This window comes from Pseudomonas sp. TE3899 (assembly GCF_056279105.1).
Genome location: NZ_JBWBQR010000001.1, coordinates 2,192,586 through 2,212,259, shown reverse-complemented (window position 1 = coordinate 2,212,259; position 19,674 = coordinate 2,192,586). Strand labels below are relative to the sequence as shown.

20 protein-coding genes and 2 pseudogenes are annotated in these 19,674 nt (G+C 58.6%); 8 read left to right on the top strand and 14 right to left on the bottom strand.

The annotated features are described in order from the left end of the window. Window positions 1-56: 56 nt before the first annotated feature. The 4 genes from ACZ89E_RS09870 to ACZ89E_RS09855 form a co-directional block, all read right to left on the bottom strand. On the bottom strand, window positions 57-947 hold the full coding sequence (locus ACZ89E_RS09870) for an ABC transporter permease subunit (protein WP_149658485.1): 891 nt from the start codon (window positions 945-947) through the stop codon (window positions 57-59). Further along, window positions 944-1,858, bottom strand: coding sequence for an ABC transporter permease subunit (locus ACZ89E_RS09865; RefSeq protein ID WP_123409723.1), 915 nt, complete (start codon window positions 1,856-1,858; stop codon window positions 944-946). Before ACZ89E_RS09865 ends, ACZ89E_RS09870 begins: the two co-directional genes overlap by 4 nt. Next, the gene (gene potA, locus ACZ89E_RS09860; RefSeq protein ID WP_133835963.1) at window positions 1,855-2,997 is read right to left on the bottom strand and encodes a polyamine ABC transporter ATP-binding protein; all 1,143 of its coding nucleotides are present in this window, start codon (window positions 2,995-2,997) and stop codon (window positions 1,855-1,857) included. The genes ACZ89E_RS09865 and potA overlap by 4 nt, the downstream gene beginning before the upstream one ends. A gap of 376 nt (window positions 2,998-3,373) precedes the next feature. Continuing rightward, entirely contained in the window at window positions 3,374-4,135 is a 762-nt protein-coding gene (locus tag ACZ89E_RS09855; RefSeq protein WP_476255505.1) for a gamma-glutamyl-gamma-aminobutyrate hydrolase family protein, read from the bottom strand. A gap of 280 nt (window positions 4,136-4,415) precedes the next feature. Between ACZ89E_RS09855 and ACZ89E_RS09850 the strand changes: the two genes are divergently transcribed. The 7 genes and pseudogenes from ACZ89E_RS09850 to ACZ89E_RS09820 all read left to right on the top strand — a co-directional run bounded on the left by ACZ89E_RS09850 (window position 4,416) and on the right by ACZ89E_RS09820 (window position 11,170). Beyond that, on the top strand, window positions 4,416-5,792 hold the full coding sequence (locus ACZ89E_RS09850; RefSeq protein ID WP_133835965.1) for a glutamine synthetase family protein: 1,377 nt from the start codon (window positions 4,416-4,418) through the stop codon (window positions 5,790-5,792). Between the two features lie 213 nt (window positions 5,793-6,005). Continuing rightward, window positions 6,006-7,496: an aldehyde dehydrogenase gene (locus ACZ89E_RS09845; protein WP_476255504.1), complete on the top strand. Its 1,491-nt coding sequence runs from the start codon at window positions 6,006-6,008 to the stop codon at window positions 7,494-7,496. A gap of 51 nt (window positions 7,497-7,547) precedes the next feature. Then, window positions 7,548-8,835 (top strand): annotated as a pseudogene (locus ACZ89E_RS09840) (NAD(P)/FAD-dependent oxidoreductase). A gap of 393 nt (window positions 8,836-9,228) precedes the next feature. Beyond that, window positions 9,229-9,777 (top strand): cupin domain-containing protein, encoded by a 549-nt coding sequence (locus ACZ89E_RS09835; RefSeq protein WP_007895886.1) that lies wholly within the window; start codon window positions 9,229-9,231, stop codon window positions 9,775-9,777. Between the two features lie 78 nt (window positions 9,778-9,855). After that, window positions 9,856-10,302 (top strand): NUDIX hydrolase, encoded by a 447-nt coding sequence (locus ACZ89E_RS09830; RefSeq protein ID WP_149658480.1) that lies wholly within the window; start codon window positions 9,856-9,858, stop codon window positions 10,300-10,302. 119 nt (window positions 10,303-10,421) lie between these two features. Further along, window positions 10,422-10,754, top strand: a complete 333-nt coding sequence (locus tag ACZ89E_RS09825) for a hypothetical protein (protein ID WP_476255503.1) — start codon at window positions 10,422-10,424, stop codon at window positions 10,752-10,754. After that, window positions 10,751-11,170 (top strand): hypothetical protein, encoded by a 420-nt coding sequence (locus ACZ89E_RS09820; protein ID WP_476255502.1) that lies wholly within the window; start codon window positions 10,751-10,753, stop codon window positions 11,168-11,170. The genes ACZ89E_RS09825 and ACZ89E_RS09820 overlap by 4 nt, the downstream gene beginning before the upstream one ends. 121 nt (window positions 11,171-11,291) lie before the next feature. Here ACZ89E_RS09820 and ACZ89E_RS09815 read toward each other — a convergent pair whose 3' ends face one another. The 9 genes and pseudogenes from ACZ89E_RS09815 to ACZ89E_RS09775 form a co-directional block, all read right to left on the bottom strand. After that, window positions 11,292-11,717: a hypothetical protein gene (locus tag ACZ89E_RS09815; RefSeq protein WP_149658478.1), complete on the bottom strand. Its 426-nt coding sequence runs from the start codon at window positions 11,715-11,717 to the stop codon at window positions 11,292-11,294. 154 nt (window positions 11,718-11,871) lie between these two features. Beyond that, window positions 11,872-12,399, bottom strand: a complete 528-nt coding sequence (locus ACZ89E_RS09810) for a hypothetical protein (RefSeq protein ID WP_476255501.1) — start codon at window positions 12,397-12,399, stop codon at window positions 11,872-11,874. Window positions 12,400-12,623: 224 nt separating this feature from the next. Then, on the bottom strand, window positions 12,624-12,917 hold the full coding sequence (locus ACZ89E_RS09805; RefSeq protein ID WP_463260318.1) for a fructose-bisphosphate aldolase: 294 nt from the start codon (window positions 12,915-12,917) through the stop codon (window positions 12,624-12,626). Window positions 12,918-13,553: 636 nt separating this feature from the next. Continuing rightward, window positions 13,554-13,754, bottom strand: a complete 201-nt coding sequence (locus ACZ89E_RS09800) for a PLDc N-terminal domain-containing protein (protein WP_149658475.1) — start codon at window positions 13,752-13,754, stop codon at window positions 13,554-13,556. A 243-nt stretch (window positions 13,755-13,997) separates the two neighbouring features. Further along, a complete protein-coding gene (locus ACZ89E_RS09795) occupies window positions 13,998-15,704 on the bottom strand; it encodes an amidase (protein WP_476255500.1) in 1,707 nt (568 codons plus the stop codon). A 106-nt stretch (window positions 15,705-15,810) separates the two neighbouring features. Further along, the gene (locus tag ACZ89E_RS09790; RefSeq protein WP_149658473.1) at window positions 15,811-16,269 is read right to left on the bottom strand and encodes a metallophosphoesterase family protein; all 459 of its coding nucleotides are present in this window, start codon (window positions 16,267-16,269) and stop codon (window positions 15,811-15,813) included. After that, window positions 16,266-16,760, bottom strand: a complete 495-nt coding sequence (locus ACZ89E_RS09785) for a PaaI family thioesterase (protein ID WP_476255499.1) — start codon at window positions 16,758-16,760, stop codon at window positions 16,266-16,268. Before ACZ89E_RS09785 ends, ACZ89E_RS09790 begins: the two co-directional genes overlap by 4 nt. A gap of 58 nt (window positions 16,761-16,818) precedes the next feature. After that, window positions 16,819-17,385: pseudogene (locus ACZ89E_RS09780) on the bottom strand (GGDEF domain-containing protein); the annotation flags it as partial. A 684-nt stretch (window positions 17,386-18,069) separates the two neighbouring features. Continuing rightward, on the bottom strand, window positions 18,070-18,303 hold the full coding sequence (locus tag ACZ89E_RS09775; protein WP_149658470.1) for a hypothetical protein: 234 nt from the start codon (window positions 18,301-18,303) through the stop codon (window positions 18,070-18,072). 220 nt (window positions 18,304-18,523) lie between these two features. On the opposite strand from ACZ89E_RS09775, the gene ACZ89E_RS09770 reads away from it, so the two are divergent. Continuing rightward, on the top strand, window positions 18,524-19,144 hold the full coding sequence (locus ACZ89E_RS09770; RefSeq protein WP_463260322.1) for a fimbrial protein: 621 nt from the start codon (window positions 18,524-18,526) through the stop codon (window positions 19,142-19,144). A 132-nt stretch (window positions 19,145-19,276) separates the two neighbouring features. Here the strand turns inward: ACZ89E_RS09770 and ACZ89E_RS09765 are convergent, their stop codons facing one another. Further along, window positions 19,277-19,525, bottom strand: a complete 249-nt coding sequence (locus ACZ89E_RS09765; protein ID WP_149658468.1) for a hypothetical protein — start codon at window positions 19,523-19,525, stop codon at window positions 19,277-19,279. Between the last annotated feature and the right edge of the window lie 149 nt (window positions 19,526-19,674).

Genomic DNA, 19,674 nt, shown 5'->3' with positions numbered 1-19,674 from the left:
GGGGGCAAGCCCCCTCGCCACAGGGAAAGTGTTCACCTGACAGGGCATGTGTTCACTTAACTGAGAGCCGTCGCTTCGACTCGTTGATTGTTCTGCGGCTGCCACGACTCGCTGGCCGTCTGGTCCATCGCTTCCTGGATCGCTCGTTTACGGGTGGCTTCGGCGCGGCGGCTGAAGTACCAGACCATGAATGTCACAATCGAAACCGCCAACAGAATCAAACTGGCCACCGCGTTGATCTCAGGTTTAACCCCCAGACGCACCGCCGAGAACACTTCCATCGGCAAGGTCGTCGACCCCGGACCCGACACGAAACTCGCCAACACCAAGTCATCCAGCGACAAGGCAAACGACATCATCCCGCCCGCCGCCAACGAGGGCGCGATCATCGGAATGGTGATCAGGAAGAACACCTTCAACGGCCGCGCACCCAGGTCCATCGCCGCTTCTTCAATCGACAGATCCAGCTCACGTAAACGTGCCGAAACTACCACCGCCACATACGCGGCGCAGAACGTCGTGTGCGCAATCCAGATCGTCACCAGACCGCGTTCCTTAGGCCAGCCGAGCAACTGCGCCATGGCCACGAACAGCAGCAACAGCGACAGACCGGTGATCACTTCCGGCATCACCAACGGCGCCGTCACCAGCCCACCAAACAGCGTGCGACCTTTGAAGCGAGTCACGCGCGTCAGCACAAACGCCGCCAAGGTCCCCAGCGCCACCGCTGCAATCGCCGTGTAGCAGGCAATCTCCAGCGAACGCACCACCGAGCCCATCAGTTGCGTGTTGTCGAGCAAGCCGACGTACCACTTCACCGACCAGCCGCCCCACACCGTCACCAGTTTCGAGGCGTTGAACGAGTAGATCACCAGGATCAGCATCGGCAGGTAGATGAACGACAGGCCGAAAATCAGCATGAACTTTGAAAATCCGAAGCGTTTCATCCCCGTGCCTCCATCTCTTTGGCCTGGCTGCGGTTGAACAGCAGAATCGGCACAATCAGGATCAACAGCATCACCACCGCCAGGGCAGACGCCACCGGCCAGTCGCGGTTATTGAAGAACTCTTGCCACAGCACACGCCCGATCATCAGGGTCTCCGGGCCACCCAACAGCTCCGGAATCACGAACTCACCGACCACCGGAATGAACACCAGCATGCAACCGGCAATGATGCCGTTCTTGGCCAGCGGCACGGTGATTTTCCAGAAGTTGTTGAAGTTGCTCGAACCCAGGTCCGACGCGGCTTCCAACAGGCTTTCATCGTGCTTGACCAGGTTGGCGTACAGCGGCAACACCATGAACGGCAGGTAGGCGTAAACCACCCCGATGTAGACCGCCGTGTTGGTGTTGAGGATCTCGATCGGCGCCGAGGTCAGCCCGGTCCACATCAGGAACGCGTTGAGCAAACCGTTGTTGCTGAGGATGCCCATCCACGCATAGACGCGGATCAGGATCGCGGTCCAGGTCGGCATCATGATCAGCAGCATCAGGACGTTTTGCGTTTCCTTTTTCGCCTTGGTGATCGCGTAGGCCATCGGGAAACCGATCACCAGGCACATCACCGTACTGAGCAACGCCACTTTCAGCGAGCCGAGGTACGCCGAGATGTACAACTCATCCTGGGTCAGCAGGCTGTAGTTGCCGAGGTTGAGCAGCAGCTGGAATTTCTGCTCGGCGAAGGTGTAAATCTCCGAGTAGGGCGGAATCGCCAGCGCCGCTTCGGAGAAGCTGATCTTCATCACCAGAAAGAACGGCAGCATGAAGAACAGGAACAGCCAGATGAACGGAATGCCGATCACCACTTTGCGCCCGCTGGGGACCAGTCTCAGGAATTGCTGATTGAAGGTTTTCATGAGCGCAGTACCACGCCGCTGTCGTCTTCCCACCACACGTAGACCTGATCGTCCCAGGTCGGACGCGCGCCCCGGCGTTCGGCGTTGGCCATGAACGACTGCACGACTTTGCCGCCCGGCAGTTCGACGTAGAACACCGAGTGGCCGCCGAGGTAGGCGATGTCATGCACCTTGCCTTTGGACCAGTTGTAGCGCTGCTCCGGCTTGAGGGTGCTGACGAGCATTTTTTCCGGGCGGATGGCGTAAGTGATCGTCTTGTCCTGCACCGAGGTGCTGACGCCGTGACCGACGTAAATCTTCTGCTCCAGGTCCGGGCTGTGGATGATCGCGTGACCTTCAAGGTCTTCCACAACGGTGCCGTCGAAGGCGTTCACGTTGCCGATGAACTCGCAGACCATGCGGCTGACCGGTGCTTCGTAGATGTCCACCGGGCTGCCGATCTGGGCGATCCAGCCCAGGTGCATGATCGCGATACGTTCGGCCATGGTCATGGCTTCTTCCTGGTCATGGGTCACCATCACGCAGGTCACGCCGACCCGTTCGATGATCTGCACCAGTTCCAGTTGCATCTGCGAGCGCAGCTTTTTATCCAGCGCGCCCATGGGTTCGTCGAGCAGCAACAGCTTCGGACGTTTGGCCAGGGAGCGGGCGAGGGCGACGCGCTGACGCTGGCCGCCGGACAACTGATGGGGTTTGCGTTTGGCGTATTGGGTCATGTGCACCAGGCGCAGCATCTCTTCCACACGGGCGTCGATTTCGCTGGCGGACAACCGATCCTGCTTCAAGCCGAAGGCGATGTTCTGCGCCACCGTCATGTGCGGGAACAGCGCGTAGGACTGGAACATCATGTTGATCGGCCGCTCGTAGGGCGGCATGTCGGTGATGTCGACACCGTCGAGCAAGATCCGCCCTTCGGTCGGGCGCTCGAAACCGGCGAGCATGCGCAGCAGGGTCGATTTGCCCGAGCCGGAACCACCGAGCAGGGCGAAGATTTCGCCTTGATGGATCTCCAGGGACACATCGTCCACGGCGGTGGTTTCGTCGAACTTCTTGGTGACCCGGTCGATTTTCACCAACACCTTTTTCGGTGCCTGGTGACCTTCAAGAGCCTTCCTGTAAGTGCTGGAGGCATTTGCCATGTGAAACTCCCAACAGGTTTCAGTCGTCGGGCCAACGCGGCCTGACTTAATAGTTGATTGCAAGCCCTTGTCGTACGGTGCCAATCCATTCAAACGCGGTCCCTTGTAGGAGCGAGGCTTGCCCGCGAAGACGGCGTGTCAGTCGCCATCATCGTTGCCTGATACACCGCTTTCGCGGGCAAGCCTCGCTCCTACAGGGGTATTGCGTTTGGTTCGCTGGCCCATACCGCTCGGGCTTATTCGGCGCCGCCGTCCTGGCTGCCTGGTGGTGCTTGTTGTTGTCTTGTTTCGTTTTTTACGCGTGAAGAGGCAGCGCGCGTCGGCGCACCCGCCCGTTCACGAGGGCAGCTAAATCGTTGGGTGAGGGTTTAAGTCGTCAGCGTTTTTTACGTAGCGCCGCCCGTTGCCGGCACGCGTCGCCAAACGCCTGGAAAATACTTAAATACTGAGGATTGGAAAGCACCTGCCATTCCGGGTGCCATTGCACGCCGACGGCGAAGGTCGGGCTGTGTTCCACCGAGATCGCCTCGATCAAACCGTCCGGCGCAATCGCTTCTGCGCGCAGGCCCGGTGCCAGTCGATCAACGCCCTGGCTGTGAATCGAATTGACCCTGAACTCGGTCGGCAACTCCAACGCTTCGAACACGCCACCCGGCTGCACCGTCACGGCATGAGCCGGCGCGTATTGCACCGCCAACTCGGGACTGTCCGCTTCACGGTGATCGAGCATGCCCGGCAGTTCATGCACCTTCTGATGCAGGCTGCCGCCGAACGCGACGTTCATTTCCTGAAAACCGCGACAGATGCCCAGCACCGGAACACCGGCGGCAATCGCTGCACGTAATAAAGGAAGGGTCGTGGCGTCCCGGGCCGGATCGTGATCCGTGCCGGGAGCGCTGGCGGGGCCTTGATAGTGGAAGGGTTCCACGTTTGAGGGCGAGCCGGTGAGCAACAGACCGTCGAGCTGCGCGAGCAGGTCCTCGATATCAGTCAGTTCACCCAGGGAAGGAATGACCACAGGCAACCCCAGAGCCGCGACGCTGACAGCACGCAAGTACTTGTCGCCGCTGACGTGGTAGGGGTGCAGGCCAATCTGTTTGACGCACGCTGTAACGCCGATCAATGGCTTGAATGCCATTTTTATCACCTCGAAGTTTCACACTTGAACGAGCTTTTCCGGAGCTTAGCCTTGTTGATTTTAATTAACAACTCTCATGTAAAAAATTCTAAACGCCGGCCGTCCGATGCTGAGGATCTGCGCGGCTCTGGCGGCTTATCTGGCACTCTCGTCCCCATAAAAGGCCCGAAAATAAAGGTTGAAAGGCTAAGTGTTCGCTATTGACTTCACTTTGCCGTTCGGGTTGACTGGGCTCGCAACACCGTAGTGAACATAATAATTAACAGCTAATAGGTGCATCATGTCGGTCCCTCTGCGTACCGTTCAACTCAACGAAGCAAACGCATTCCTTAAGAAATATCCTGAGGTTTTGTACGTCGACCTTCTGATTGCGGATATGAACGGTGTGGTGCGCGGCAAGCGCATCGAACGCACCAGTCTTCATAAGGTTTACGAAAAAGGCATCAACCTCCCGGCGTCACTCTTTGCCCTGGACATCAACGGCTCTACGGTGGAAAGCACCGGCCTGGGTCTGGACATCGGCGACTCCGACCGAATCTGCTACCCCATCCCGGGCACCCTGAGCATTGAGCCGTGGCAGAAACGCCCAACCGCGCAATTGCTGATGACCATGCACGAACTCGAAGGCCAGCCGTTCTTCGCTGACCCACGGGAAGTGCTGGCGAATGTGGTGCGTAAATTCGACGACATGGGCCTGACCATCTGCGCGGCGTTTGAACTCGAGTTCTACCTGATCGATCAGGACAACGTGAACGGTCGTCCGCAATCGCCGCGTTCGCCGGTATCGGGCAAGCGTCCGGTGTCGACCCAGGTCTATTTGATCGACGACCTCGACGAATACGTCGATTGCCTGCAAGACATCCTTGAAGGCGCGAAAGAGCAGGGCATCCCGGCCGACGCCATCGTCAAGGAAAGCGCCCCGGCGCAGTTCGAAGTCAACCTGCATCACGTCAACGACCCGATCAAAGCCTGCGACTACGCGGTGTTGCTCAAGCGTCTGGTGAAGAACATCGCCTATGACCACGAGATGGACACCACCTTCATGGCCAAGCCGTATCCGGGCCAGGCAGGCAATGGTCTGCACGTACACATTTCGATTCTCGACAAAGAAGGCAACAACATCTTTGCCAGCGAGGATCCCGAGCAGAACGCCGCACTGCGTCACGCGATCGGCGGTGTGCTCGAGACCCTGCCGGCGCAGATGGCCTTCCTGTGCCCGAACGTCAACTCGTACCGCCGCTTCGGCGCGCAATTCTACGTACCGAACTCGCCGAGCTGGGGCATCGACAACCGTACCGTTGCGGTACGTGTGCCGACCGGTTCTGCCGATTCGGTGCGCATCGAACACCGCGTAGCCGGTGCCGACGCCAACCCGTACCTGCTGATGGCCTCGGTCCTGGCCGGTATTCACCACGGTTTGACCAACAAAATCGAGCCGGGCGCGCCCGTGGAAGGCAACAGCTACGAGCAGAACGAACAGAGCCTGCCGAACAACCTGCGCGATGCATTGCGTGAGCTGGACGACAGCGAAGTCATGGCCAAATACATCGACCCGCTCTACATCGACGTGTTCGTGGCGTGCAAGGAAAGCGAGTTGGCCGAGTTCGAAAACTCCATCTCGGACCTTGAGTACAACTGGTATCTGCACACGGTCTGATGGGTTTGGGCTGTTGGGGTTGATGTTGAATGTGAGGGCCTCTTCGCGGGCAAGCCTCGCTCCTACACAGGATATGTGTCGGGCACAAAAAATGTGCACGCCGCAGACCTGCAGGAGCGAGGCTTGCCCGCGAAGACGGCCGCCCAATCACCCCTGCAATCCCCTGATACACCGCCACAACAATCACTTATTCCTCTGCGTCGAGTCACAACAATGACAAACACTCGCAGCGACTGGGAACAACGCTTCCAGTCCTTATCCATCGAAGGCCGGGCCTTTATCGACGGTCAATACCGCGCAGCACTGAGCGGTGACACCTTCGAATGCATCAGCCCGGTCGACGGCCGTTTCCTGGCCAACGTCGCCAGCACCGACGAAGCCGATGCCAACGCAGCCGTCGCCGTCGCACGGCAGACGTTCGAGTCCGGCATCTGGGCGCGTCTTGCACCTGCCGAACGTAAAAAAATCCTGATCCGCTTCGCCGATCTGATCCTGGCGAACCAGGAAGAACTGGCCCTGCTCGAAACCCTCGACATGGGCAAACCAATCAGCGATTCGATGAACATCGACATTCCAGCGACCGCCAACGCGATCCGCTGGAGCGCCGAAGCCATCGACAAGATCTACGACGAAGTCGCCGCCACACCGCACGACCAGTTGGGCCTCATCACCCGTGAGCCCACCGGTGTGGTCGCCGCCATCGTGCCGTGGAACTTCCCGTTGATCATGGCCAGCTGGAAGTTCGCCCCGGCGCTTGCAGCGGGTAACTCGTTCATCCTCAAGCCTTCGGAAAAATCGCCACTGACCGCGATCCGCATTGCGCAATTAGCGCTGGATGCCGGGATCCCGAAAGGCGTGTTCAACGTCCTGCCAGGCTACGGTCACACCGTCGGCAAGGCGCTGGCGTTGCACATGGACGTCGACGTGCTGGCGTTCACCGGCTCCACCGCGATTGCCAAGCAACTGCTGATCTACGCCGGGCAAAGCAACATGAAACGCGTTTGGCTCGAAGCAGGGGGGAAGAGCCCGAACGTGGTGTTCGCCGACGCGCCGGATTTGCGCGCGGCAGCACAAGCGGCGGCGGGGGCGATTGCCTTCAACCAGGGCGAAGTTTGCACCGCCGGTTCGCGGTTGCTGGTGGAGCGCTCGATTCGCGAGCAGTTCATTCCGTTGCTGGTGGAAGCGCTGCAAGCCTGGAAACCGGGGCACGCCCTCGATCCGGAAACCACCGTTGGCGCAGTCGTCGATCAGCGTCAACTGGACAACGTGCTGCGCTACATCCAGGTCGGCAAAGACCAGGGTGCGCAGTTGATCGCGGGCGGCAGCCGCACCCTCGAAAGCACCGGTGGCCTGTACGTGGAACCGGCGATTTTCGATGGCGTGACCAACGCCATGACCATCGCCCAGGAAGAAATTTTCGGCCCGGTACTGTCGCTGATCACCTTCGACACCTTCGATGAAGCGCTGGCCATCGCCAACGACAGCATCTTCGGCCTGGCCGCCGGCGTCTGGACCAGCAACCTGAGCAAGGCCCACACCTTCGCCCGTGGTTTGCGCGCCGGCAGCGTCTGGGTCAACCAGTACGACGGCGGCGACATGACCGCACCGTTCGGCGGGTTCAAGCAGTCGGGTAACGGTCGGGACAAATCGCTGCACGCGTTCGACAAATACACCGAACTCAAAGCGACCTGGATCAAGCTCTAACACCTTACAGCGGCGGTCGCCAGCGCGTGCTGGCGGCCATCGGAGAAACGTATGAAACCAACAACACATGTCAACAGCTACTACGCCGCCACCCGTAACTTCACCGGCGAATTCCCGGTGCTTGAAGAACTGGTGGAGTGCGACGTCTGCGTGATCGGCGCCGGCTACACCGGTTTGTCCTCGGCGCTGTTCCTCGCCGAAGCGGGCTACAGCGTGACCGTGCTCGAAGCAGCCAAAGTCGGCTTCGGCGCCAGCGGTCGCAACGGCGGCCAACTGGTCAACTCCTACAGCCGCGACGTCGATGTCATCGAAGAACGCTATGGCGACAAAACCGCCGAAATCCTCGGCAGCATGATCTTCGAAGGCGCCGACATCATCCGTCAGCGCATCCAGCACTACGACATCCAGTGCGACTACAAGCCCGGCGGCATCTTCGCCGCGCTGAACAAAAAGCAACTCAAAGGCCTGGCCGAGCAAAAGAGCAGCTGGGAACGCTACGGCAACAAGAACCTGAAAATGCTCGACGCCGCCGACATCAAGCGCGAAGTCGGTTGCGACAACTACGTCGGCGGCCTGCTGGACATGCAGGGCGGCCATATCCATCCGCTGAACCTGGCCCTCGGCGAAGCCTCGGCGATCATCGGCCTGGGCGGCAAAATCTACGAACAATCGGCGGCGGTGGAAATCACCTACGGCGAACCGATCACCGTGCGCACCGCCAAAGGCGTGGTCCGCGCCAAGTACCTGCTGATCGCCGGCAACGCCTACCTGCCGCAAGGCCTCGACAATCGCGTGACCAGCAAAAGCATGCCCTGCGGCTCGCAAATCGTCGTCACCGAACCGTTGTCCGAACAGGTCGCACGCAGCCTGATCAAAAACAACTACTGCGTCGAAGACTGCAACTACCTGCTCGACTACTACCGCCTCACCGCCGACAACCGCCTGCTGTACGGCGGCGGCGTGGTCTACGGCGCCCGGGAACCGGACGACATCGAACAACTGATCAAGCCAAAAATCCTCAAGACCTTCCCGCAGTTGAAGGACGTGAAAATCGACTACCGCTGGACCGGCAACTTCCTGCTGACCATGTCCCGCATGCCGCAATTCGGTCGCATTGAGAAAAACGCCTACTACATGCAAGGCTACAGCGGCCACGGCGTTACCTGCTCACACCTGGCCGGCAAACTGATCAGCGAAATGATCCGCGGCGACGCCGAACGTTTCGATGCCTTTGCCTCCTTGCCGCACATGCCGATGCTTGGTGGCCGCACCTTCCAGGCGCCCCTCACCCGCCATGGGCGCCGCGTACTACGCACTGCGCGACCGGTTCGGCATCTAAAGTCCCTGTGTGAACGGGCCCCTGTGGCGAGGGGGCTTGCCCCCGTTGGGCCGCGAAGCGACCCCAAACCCGGCCACCGCGGTGTAACGGTTACACCGGGCGCAATGGTTTTACGACCGCTTCGCAGCCCAACGGGGGCAAGCCCCCTCGCCACAACGTCCAAACCAACACCATCTTTGTGGCGAGGGAGCTTGCTCCCGCTGGGTCGCGAAGCGTCCCCGTTTTGGGCTTTTCACCCACCACCCATCGAACCTGCTGAGCAACACGAACAAACGTGATTTAATACCCGCCTTTCACGTTTCTGGGACAGGGAAGCGGTGCTCCTCGCGGCCAAAAGTCGCCCGCCATCCACCCCCATAACCCCCTTAAGTAGTGCACACACATAAGGCTGTCATGGACACGGGCTCACGACTCAAATTAGTACGCGAAAGCTACAAACTGTCCCAGCGCGAGCTGGCCCGCCGTAGCGGCGTCACCAATGCCACCATCTCCCTGATCGAACAAAATCGCGTCAGCCCCTCCGTCAGCTCCCTCAAGAAACTGCTCGAAGGCATCCCCATGTCCCTGGCGGACTTCTTCACCTTCGACCAGCCACCGCGTGAGCATCAATACGTATTCCGCGCCAACGAACAGCCGGATCTTGGGCGGCACGGGCTGCGGTTGCTGTTGATTGGCGCTTCGGTGCCGAGTCGGCAGATGCGCTTGTTGCGCGAGCAGTACGCGCCTGGGGCTAGTTCGGGGGAAGAGCCTATCGTCCACTCGGAAGGCGAGGAGTGTGGGCTGGTGACGCGGGGGACGGTTGAACTCACCGTTGATGGGCAGATTAGTGTGCTGAATGCCGGGGATGGGTATTACTTTCCGACGACGTTGCCGCATCGGTTTCGCAATATTGGGGCGGATGAGGCAGAAATCATAAGTGCCAACACCCCGGCTAACTTCTGATATCGCAAATGGACACTGACCTGTAGCAACCTTCGTCCGTTGCTACAGGCATTCTTCAAAGTAAATGGACTTACCTGCATGACTACCCAACGCATCCGTGCACTTGCACTGTGTGTCTTCCATCACGATGGAAAGATACTGGTTAATGAATTTTGCGATCCCATCACCAAACAGACCTTCTTCCGCCCGCTCGGCGGAGGTATCGACTTTGGCGAAACCAGCGCCGAAGCCATTGAACGAGAGATCCAGGAAGAACTCGGTTTGCCGATCACCGATGTCCGATTGATCGGTACGCTTGAAAGCCTCTTTACGTATGCCGGTAAGCCAGGACACGAAATCGTGCAGGTTTACGATGCGAAGTTTGTGGATTCAGCTGTTTACGAATTGCCGTACTTGAACGCCCAAGAGAGCGATGGGGCTGCGTTCACAGCGAAGTGGCATTCATGCGCAAGCTTTACTGACGATTCGCCGTTGGTGCCTGATGGGCTTTACGATTTGCTTGGAAAAGTCGAATTGATAGGTTGACGCTCGCGACTCAATGACTGTGTAGCAATTAGCGTCAGGCTGTTTCTGACAAGTCACCGCTAAAAAATCTGTTGTCGTCGATTAATCATTCATTGGCTTGTTCGTTCGTCGGAGTAGTTATGGCAGGTAGTGTTTCGTGGAATATAGATTTGGGGAAAGTGCTGGATCGTGTCCTGAATTTTATATTCGGGACTGTGTCTAGCCGTTTGATGCTAGTCGGAATAGGGCTCATGTCCTACAATTTAAAAGATGTTTTGGTTTATGCTATTCAGACGGTAATACTCAAAAAAAATGATGCCCAGCCGCCCGGAAACAGCATCGGTTGGATGGAAGGTTTAGGGTTGTTGGTATTTGCTATTGGTCTTTTAATACCGCTTTATCATTGGCTTATTATTCTAGGAAAAACCTACAAGCAGATAGGTTGCTTTTCAAGCAAACTTATTTGCAAATGAGTGTTCCGCAACTGCAAGACGAATGTGAGAGGCTGTACGGAATAAAAAACGCTGACGCGCAAGCCATTCGAACGATTCTTGGACATCCAACCAACGTCAATGGCGCTATCGCTCTTTTTCAGTTTGGTTATATGAATGTTATCTATCAAGCGCCTTGGTTTCGTCTGCGCGATAAATGGTTCAAGATTCGCTATAACATCGGATTTTTAATTTGGATGTTGTTTCCGGTTCATATTGCTCTTTGTTTGCTCTTAGGTGCGCTGGAGCTTTATAATCCGGGGTTGTTAAATTCTGGTCCGTATGCAGGCCAAATATTTATTGCTCTCGCAATTTTGGAGTCCATGGGGGCATATTTAATTTTTGGTGACTTGAAGAGAATGGGTAGAGCGATAACATTGGTTGAGTTTAATAGATAGTAGTTGTCGCAGTTTAAAGAGGTGGCAGATCTATTTGAATAAGATCAGCCACCTTTTTCAGCATTGCAGTAACCGTAGCGACTCAAAGCCTCGCCAACAATGTACGGGGGCTTTTCAGTTGTCAGCGTTTCATGGCTTCGCACTGGTTCCGCAGATCGCTATTGGAAATCTGCCCGCAACTGCCATTGCCTTTCTTGGCATAGCAAAGATTGCGCTGGTCACTGTCCGAGATCTGGCCACAGCTGCCATTATTGGTTTCCGCATAGCAGGCATTGCGCATATCCGAGTTGTTGATCTGCCCGCAGCCACTGCCGCTCTGTTTTGCATAGCAATAGTTGCGCATATCGCTGTCGCTGATCTGTCCGCAGCCGGAGCCTCCTTTCTCTGCGTTGCACGCATTGCGCAAATTCGAATCATTGATCTGCCCACAGCTGCCGCCACTCTCCTTGGCGTAACAATAGTTGCGCTGATCACTGTTGGATATCTGCCCACAACTGGCATGGGCGTACCCGCTAAGCATCAACAACACAGCAATGATTACTCTCATTACGCACTTCCCTGATTTACCAGGAATCAGCCTGGCGCTGCTTGATCCCAAAAATGGTGACAGTTCTATTTAAACAAAGATCTATCACCTTATTTCCAGCGTCATTTCACCCAATTACACATTTAACGACCCCGTGCTCAATCAGCCCGCGCGCTCAACGCATCGGCAACGACAGCCGATCCAGAGCACAGCCGTTGGCCGGTGACTGCTCGGCCTGAAACAGTCGAACTCCGGAATCCAGATCGACAATGTGGATCTGACAGCCGCTCAAGACAGTAGGGCCGTCGGTAATACCGCCCTTGATCACATAGCGAGCGCCCGGCATGAACTCGGTGACAAAATCGACCGTGCATCTGCGGTTGCCGCTGGCCCCGCCTTCCAGCAAAAGATGGATCGGCTTGCCCGCTTCGATGGCTCGAAAACCTTCGGGTCTCGAGGGTGTCGATGGGTAGCCACCCCAGACCGAGAACAGTTGCCGAGCGGGTGTCACGGGCACCGATCGGCCGTATTTGCAGGCCATGGTCGGCGCTGCGCTAAGGGTCAGGTAGTTGCGACGATTGATCATTGCGTCCATTTCGCTGCGGATCTGCGCTTGTGGGGCGTTGGCGGGGGCTTCGTATTGCGGGATCGGTGAGCAGCCTGCGATTAGCAGCAGGAGTGAGCCTAAGTACAGCGGTTTCATGGGCGTTTGTGTCCGTGACGGTTTGAGAAATGGGCGGGATTACTGGTTCGAGCAAAATGAATCCCGCAGAGATAGGCCAAATAGGCGGCAGAGTGCCACTAAGTTGATATTGGTGGAAGGGGCGCGGGTTGCATGGCTGGATTGGCAGGGTGGGTTGTTGGACCAGCTTCAGGACGACGTAAAAAAACCGCAGACATGCGGTTTTTTTTGCGACTTGATTCGGGTTACTGATTCGGTGGCGTATCAAACCCACGCCGCTCAATCACCCGAAACACATCATGCACATCCCGGATCAGGATCCAGGCGATGTGGGTGACGGTGTTGATGTCGTTTTCGGCGTAGTCGGGGAGGGTGGTGCAGCCCATGAGGTTGAGGTATTTGAGGACGGCGTTGAGGCGTTCGCTGACGCAGTTGTGGAGTTCGCGGATTGGGGCGTCGTTGTCGATGAGGAGGACGGGGTAGTCGGTGGCGAATTGGGACATGGGGGTGAAGCGGCGTGGCGGATTATTCGTAGTCATAAGTTTCGATTCTTTATTGAGTGTATGAACTGCCACCCTTTTGCTGCGAAACAAAATGGGTGGCAACTGTGCGTGGGTTCGCAGACCAAGGCAGAATCAAACCCGGCAGACCCGTAGGTCTCCCACGCACAGTCGCCATAAAGTGAGGCTCAGGCGTAGCACGCCTGGGTTTCTCATGACTGAGCAGGATTGATTCTATTCGGTAGGGCTGCGAAACCCTATCGCCAATTTCTGTTAGCGACGGCTCGAATATAGGTGCGCACTTTGGTGCTCGCAACCGGGGTGTAGGACGCCATTACGGCCATCGTGGTGAAGGGGATTTGCTGGGTTTGGTGATGAAACCCTTGTGAGCCGGGCATTCGGAAATGTCTGAGGAAATTGGAGGCAGGGGATTGCGGTTGCTTCGCAGTCCAACGCGAGCAAGCTCCCTCACCACAAAGGGTGTTTTCCTACATGGTTTTCGGACGTGAAGATCAAAAGATCGCAGCCTTCGGTAGCCCCTACGTGGGTTGCGGGATGCTCAGAAATGATAAAGCCCCGAGTCTTCGGGGCTTTTTGAAGTGCTGGGGGGCTGCTTCGCAGCCCAACGGGGGCAAGCCCCCTCGCCACAAAAAAAGCGAGTGTGCGGCGGCTTGGCTATTGCGCGCTATGGGTGCTGTGTTTCGGGCCAGCCAGTGCCCAGGCGATGAGGCCGATCAGGGGCACGAAGACGATGACGACGATCCACACGCCTTTGTTGTCGACCTTGCTGCCGCTTTTGATCACTTTGTTGATCGCCCACAGTTCAATCACCACCAGTATTGCCGCGAGTGCGATCCAGACGTATTCGATTTGCATTAGCCACCTCCTGAAAGTCATTTCTTTAGGTGGGTGGTGGCGGGCAGGGTTCATTAAATGTGTAGTTGGGCAGAACACTAATCTGTGGCGAGGGGGCTTGCCCCCGTTGGGTCGCGCAGCGGCCCCAAAACCTATCACCACGGTGCATCAGGCACACAGCGTGCAATGGTTTTGCGACTGCTTCGCAGCCGAACGGGGGCAAGCCCCCTCGCCACAAGGTGTTTGTGTTGCTTCAGATCTATGTCAGTCAGACAGCGCCGGGGTGCGCGGCGGAATCATCCGCTTGCTGCCCGTTGCTTCAAACGCCGCCGCCAACCGCAGCAACGTCGAATCATCATAGGCACGCCCGGAAAACGTCAGCCCGACCGGCATCCCAATGTCCGCCATCACACCCATCGGCACGGTGACGGTGGGAACGCCCAAATGGCGGATGGCGAGGTTGCCATTGGCTACCCAAACCCCATTACTCCAGGCAATGTCCGCCGACGCAGGATTCACATCCGCATCCGCCGGCCCGACATCAGCAACGGTCGGGAACAGCACCGCATCCAGCCCAAGCCGATCCATCCAGTGTTCAAGATCAAGTCGGCGGGTTTGTTCCAGCCCTCGAAGTCCGTCGGGCACGGTGCTGATCTGGTCCCACGGCGTAATCCCGCGCTCAGCCATGCGCACATATTCATCCATGCCCGCCGCCAGATCGCCCTCGCGATTAGGCAACGTCCCCGGGTCATGGGGGAAGATCAGCGGCCCATCCACATCCGCCAGGCGATTCAATTTCGGATCGCCATTGGCCCGCAGGAAATCATCAAACGCCCACGCCGTCAGGTCCCACAACTCATGGTGCAGGAACTCCTTGGACACGATGCCGCGATTGAACACCGTCGGCGCGCCGGGGCGATCGCCTTCGCAATTGGACACCAGCGGGAAATCAACTTCGATCACTTCAGCGCCCGCCGCTTCAAGTGCCTGGCGCGCCTGTTTCCAAAGCTCGATCACCGAGTCGCGGGTGTTGATGCGTTGCCCGGTTGGGCCACCAATCCCCGGCGCTTCTGACGTACCCGCTTCAGGATCGGCATTGATGTACATGCGAGGAATACCAAGACGCTTACCAGCAAGTGCCTCGGGGTTGGCGGCCAGCTCGGCATAGGACGCAGGGCGCACCGAAGCAACGCTCGGAATCGGCACCCACGGTTGCAGCCGCCACAGGTCGCCGCGTGTATCGGGATCTTCCGCGACCACGACGTCGAGCACTTCAAGCAAGTCAGCCATGGTCCGGGCGAACGGCACGACCACGTCCATGGTCGGGGTCAGCGGCCAGTTGCCGCGCACCGAGATGATCCCGCGCGACGGCGTGTAGGCGCACAAACCATTGTTCGATGCCGGGCCGCGACCGCTCGACCAGGTTTCTTCCGCCAAACCGAATGCCGCGAAACTGGCGGCGGTGGCCGTGCCTGCACCGTTCGATGAGCCGGAAGCAAAAGGCGCCGTGAGGTAGTTCGCGTTGTACGGACTCTCAGCCCGGCCATAGACCCCGCGCTGCATCCCGCCGTTGGCCATCGGCGGCATGTTGGTCTTGCCCAGGCAAATCGCTCCGGCGCCGCGCAGCCGTTCGATGGTGAACGCATCGCGATGCGCGACAAGGTTGGCGAAGGCCGGACTGCCGGACGCAGCGGTCAACCCCTTCACTAGGTAACTGTCCTTGGCCGTGTAGGTGATGCCATCGAGCGGGCCCAGCGTCTGGCCTTTGGCCCGGCGGGCATCGGAGGCTTGGGCTTCGTTCAGCGCCTCGGGGTTGCGCACCACCACGGCGTTGAGGGCGGTGGCGGTGTCGGGGCCGTCATAGGCGTCGATGCGGGCGAGATAAGCCTGGACCAACTCAACTGACGTGGTCTGGCCCGATTCGAGCGCCGCACGCAGCTCGGCAATGGAAACCTCGGTGACCTCGATCATGCTGTTCTCTCAAAATGGCTGTTCATGGTTGTTCTCGTTGTACGGCAGTGCGCGCAGTGTCTGGGCTTTCAATGGGCGCTATTTAAGCACGGCGCAGGGCGCCCCATCATTCAAGCAGCGGCACCAGGCGCGGTTCGATGGAATCGGCGAGCACCTCAAGCAGCGCCAGCGTGACCGGCAGTTTGAAGCGCCGACGCCCGGCGCTGCCCGGGTTCAGGTAAAGCACCTGGCCGCGCCATTCGATGCTCGGTTTGTGCGAATGGCCGGTGATCACCAATTGGATACTGTCATCCAGATTGGCCGCCACGTCGGCGATGTCATGCACCAGCAGCACCTGCCAGCCGTTGAGATCGAACCGCAGACAATCGGCCAATTCGCGCGCCCAGGGCGCGTCCAGGTCATTGTTGCCGCGCACCACCTGCACCGGCGCAATCGCTGCCAACTGCGCGAGGACCTCCGGGCTGCCGATATCCCCTGCGTGAATGATGTGCTCACAGCCTTGCAGGGCGGCGATGGCTTCGGGGCGGAGCAGGCCGTGGGTGTCGGAAATGACCCCGGTTTTCATCGGCCGTGCGCCGCGTTCGCCAATTGCCCGGTGTCCACCCGCACGAAGATCGAGTCGCCGATCGCGGTAAGCACATCGCCGGCGTAGACCTCGCAGATGACGCGGGTTTTGCGCCCGACATCGCCCTCGACTTTCGCTCGCAGGGTCAGCGGCACGCCCATGGGCGTCGGTTTGATGAACTTGATCCCAAGGTTGCCGGTGACGCAATCGATGCGCGGCAGGCTTCCCGGTTCACGCTGCTCCACGCGGTAGTGATAGGCCATCGCCGTCCAGTTGGAGTGGCAGTCGACCAGCATCGCGATCAAACCGCCGTAGACCAGATCCGGCCAGCCGCAGTATTTGGCATCGGGAATGTGCTCGGCGATCACGTGCACGCCGTCTTCATGCCAGACGCTCTTGATGTGCAGCCCATGCGGGTTGCTGCCGCCGCAACCGTAGCAGACGCCTTCGGGCGCGGCGATGTCTTGCAGGGACGTTTCGAAATGAGGCATGGCGCGGTCCTTCTGAACGATTAGAGCCAGACGTTGGCGGAGTTTAACGCTGAACGCGGTCGGGCATGTATTCGCTACCGGCGCCTGTCCGATCAACCAGACGAATGCTGTCGCGTCCGCCACGCTTGGACGCGTAGAGCGCGGCGTCACCTTGCTCGATCAATGCTGCCAGGCTGACGGGCGGTTGATCGAAGAGGGTGGCGCCGATGCTCAGCGTCACCGTTTCGGGCGTGGTGAATGTTTGTGCGGCGGTTTGCTGAAATTGTTCGCGCAGAGCGTTGCCCAGGCTGATGACCCGCTCGGTCGAGGTGTTATTGAGCAAGATGATGAACTCGTCACCGCCGAGCCTCGCCGCCAGCGCCGCTTCGGGCAGGTGCGCGCGAATCAGCTCGCTCAGGGCCACGAGCAAGCGGTCGCCGGCGGTGTGGCCGTGCAGGTCGTTGACCGGTTTGAAGTGGTCGATATCGATCAGCAGCAAGGCGCCAGGGCGAGTTGCGCAGACGTCCTCGAACAGGCGCGGTGCCCGGACTTCGAGGGCGCGGCGGTTGTACAGGGCGGTCAACGGATCGCGTGCCGCCAGCCGGGCGATCTGTTTCTCCCGCCGGTAGCGTTCAGTACCGGTCATCGACAACGCGATCAGCATGATGGCCATCGCGCCTTCGACCAGGGAAATCTGGATGATCTCGCCCCGCAACGCGGCCAGATCGATCAGCGTGCCCGGAATCACGGCGGTCAGTGCCTTGGCCACATAGAAGCTGCCGTGGATCAGCAGCACATAACGCAACTGCACCGCGCCCACGCTCAACGACTTGCCGTGCGGGCGCAAGAGTAAACTGGCCCGCAACGTCGATAGCGCGACCAGCAGCGAGTTGGCCAGCAGCATGACTTTCGACCAGATGGGCCCGTCCGGTAACAACAGCATGGCCAGCCAAACGAGGAAGATCAGCCACCAGCCGCGGGACAGGCGCGTTTGCGTGAAGCGCGCAACGCCGAGCAGGAACAGGAAGTGGGCGGTCACCAGCAGGCCGTTGGCGAACCAGATGCCGATCAGCAGAAAACCGCTGCTGCGTAGCAGGGCGAGGGTGGAGCCCACGCTGATCGTGGCAAACCCGGCGCTCCAGAACAGCAGCGAAGGCTCACGAATACTGCGCCATTCGATCGCCAGGTACAGCGCGGCGGCCGCGGCAAGCGCGACCGAGAGTGTCAACATCGTGAGCGGGTCGAGCGGCATTTCCTGACGGGCCTGGCTGGTTGTTGGAGAGAGACGGCGATTGTATGCGTTTGGCCCTGTTTTTCGCAGAGGCCGGCGCTAAAGCCACGACTCCACAATCCGCCGATCCAGCTCTTCCCAGTCGGCCATGCCCAGCACTCGCGTGGTGTTGAGGCCGCGCAAATACCCGCGCAACTGGTTGGCGACCGCGCGCACCGACTCCGAATCGGGCGCCTGCTCGCGCAGCACGATTTCGTACTCGACCAGGTATTCGGACACCCGGTCGCGGAACTCAGGCAAAACGGCATCGCGGATCAGATCAAATGTTCGCACTGCGGGCCTCATGATTTTTTCGATTGGGATTGAGTGTGGATCAGTTTACGTGCCACGCCAGCAGAATCGAGACACCTTTTTTGTAGTCCCCATCATTCATGATCGATCGTTGTGGTCCTACATTTTCATCGGAGTGCTCCTACAACGATCTTCCACGCCAGTCTCTAGTCTGGACAGCTTCGGGCATTGTTCACAATCGTTCGGTGATTAAAGAAACAGATTGAGCAGTGCCAATTGCGGGGTGATCAAGTCAATGAAGAACGTTTCAAGTTCAATAAGCGCTTTTGTAGTCTCCGTCCTGCTCCCGAGCATGACGTTTGCAGCGACAGGCACCGTCCGTTTTACCGGTACTTATGTGGATAAAAGCTGCAGTGTCGAGACCGGTGACCTCAAACAGAAGATCAACATGGGGGATGTGGCCTTTACCAATATGCCGAGTGTCAGCGGTGCGTCTTTCGTGACCCAAGGCGTCAGGAAAATCACACTGGAAGTCTTTTGCGCCTCAAGAGGTTCCTTCCGGACCATTGTGATGACCTTTAAAGCGACGACGGGCGGCACGGGCGTCGATCCCAATGATCGTCGGTTACTCAAGGTGACCGGTACCGGGGGCGGCAACGCAGCCAAGGGTGGCGCCATTGCGATCGTTGCGGTGAATGAAGGCAATCGGATTATCAACCTGGGGAGCACCTTCGATAACACCATCGTCGGTAACTTGAAATCCGTCGGCGGCGGTGCGGGTTATGGAACGGTCGAAGTCGGCGCGGCGTATGTGCTCAATGGCCAAGCGATCAAGGCCGGGGTGGCGAATTCGAGCTTGCCGTTTGAAATCTCATATGAATAAAAGATAAGGGGGGCAGCGACTGTAATAGAGGGTTTTATTTTGTGCCCTGACGCTCAACGCAAACCCGGTGCCGGGAATCACGCATGTGGCGGTACGCATTACGGATGTCGCGCACAACTTGGGGCAACACCGTCACTGTTTCGGCGGTTGTGGCTTGTCCGTCGTTTCGGTCGAGGAGTCGGCTTCTTTTTCCATGGATTGGGAGTCGGCGCCGGAGCTTGAACCTGACGCTTCCTCGCCCTTTTTGTTGGCCTTCTCGTCGTTGGATTCAGCGGTGGCCGGGGTGGCGGATTCTGCGGCGGTCTTCTCGGCGGCCAACGCGACAAGGCTGCAGGGCATCAGCAGGCTCGCGAAGGTGAGCGCGGCGATTGTTCTGTTCATCGTTTTATCCTCCAGCGAGGGGTACAAAACGTTGGAAGAACAGGACGGGAAAAGGTGCTAAGCCACTGACGAGCGGCACAAGTCGCACGAACATGGACAGAAAACGCACACCACGGCCCCATCGCGCCGGCATTTTCAACCCTCGGCCA